Here is a 1,238-nt window from a genome sequence, read left to right as displayed (position 1 = left end):
TGTAGTGGTCAACTAATTCCGGACAGTGAATTAAGTTTTTCTTCTGCTACTGCTGGAGCTTGCATATCGTTATGACTATGAGGCCTTCTCCAGTTGTAATAGTTCATCAAGTAAAAGCTAACGTCTTGTTCAGCTTCTTTAAATGAACTGTAGCCTGTACTTGGAAGCCATTCCGTTTTGAGACTTCTAAATAAACGCTCCATCGGGGCATTGTCCCAACAATTTCCTCTGCGGCTCATACTTTGTGTTATTTGATATCGCCATAGTCTTTGCCTAAATTTGATTGAGCTGTACTGACAGCCTTGGTCAGAATGGAACATAACTCCCCTAGGTTTGCCTCTTTGTTCATATGCTCTATCTAATGCTTTGATAGTTAATGCAGTATTTGGCTTTTCTGACATTGCCCAACCGACAACTCGCCGCGCGTATAAATCAATAACTACTGCTAAGTATGACCACTTCTGACCAGTCCAAATATACGTAATGTCTCCACACCACACTTGATTTGGATTTTGCACATCGAACTCTCTATTTAACGAGTTTGGTATATCAGGGCGTTCATTCACCGCTACTTTATAAACGTGTGGTCCTGGTTGTTTCGACACAAGGTGCATATCACGCATTATCCGCCTGACCTTGAATAAACCTGCCTCAATCTCTAAATCTGCAAGCATAGCTAAGAGTGTACGACTACCCGCAGCGCCTCGACTGAGATTAAAGCAAGCGTTTAGTTGCGCTCTCAGCTTAACCTCATTGACGTCAATGAGGTTGCGACGTCTTTTATAGTCATAAAAACTTGAACGAGCAATATCAAAGACGTTACAGACCATTTCTACCGGTTCGTGCTCACTTAATTGGTCTATTAACGAATATTGTTCATTTCTTCTGACATTAAGAGAGCTGTAGCCTTTTTTAGTATCGATTTTTCTCGCTCTAAGCGATTGATCCTGGCTTCAAGCTCTTGAATCTTTTGCTGTTCAGGGGTCAACGCTTTAGACGTAGGCGTTTCACCGTTTCGTTCACCCTCAAGCTGTTGTACCCAGCGCCTTAAGGCGGTTTCACCAATATCCAAAGAGTGACATGCATCTTGGAGGGAGTAGCCTTTATCTAAAACTAAACAAGCTGCTTCAAGTTTGAACTCTTTACTAAATGTTCGACGTTTTCTTGCCATTGGACACCTCTAGTTGAGTGGTAATGATACCACCTAAAATAGTGTCCGGATTTATTGAACCACAACA

Annotated in this window: 1 protein-coding gene; it reads right to left on the bottom strand. The window is 41.9% G+C overall.

Annotated elements, in window-relative coordinates:
* Window positions 1-8: 8 nt before the first annotated feature.
* Window positions 9-1,171 (bottom strand): IS3 family transposase gene (locus NO992_RS23320; RefSeq protein WP_371380803.1). Its coding sequence is split into 2 segments (ribosomal slippage): window positions 9-916 and window positions 916-1,171, totalling 1,164 coding nucleotides; the frame shifts between segments, so codons are not numbered across the junction.
* Window positions 1,172-1,238: the final 67 nt, after the last annotated feature.

The organism is Pseudoalteromonas sp. DY56-GL79 (genome assembly GCF_041414765.1).
Lineage (GTDB): Bacteria > Pseudomonadota > Gammaproteobacteria > Enterobacterales > Alteromonadaceae > Pseudoalteromonas > Pseudoalteromonas piscicida.
The sequence above is the reverse complement of the archived record's forward strand: the minus strand, read 5'-3'. Positions and strand labels throughout refer to the sequence as shown.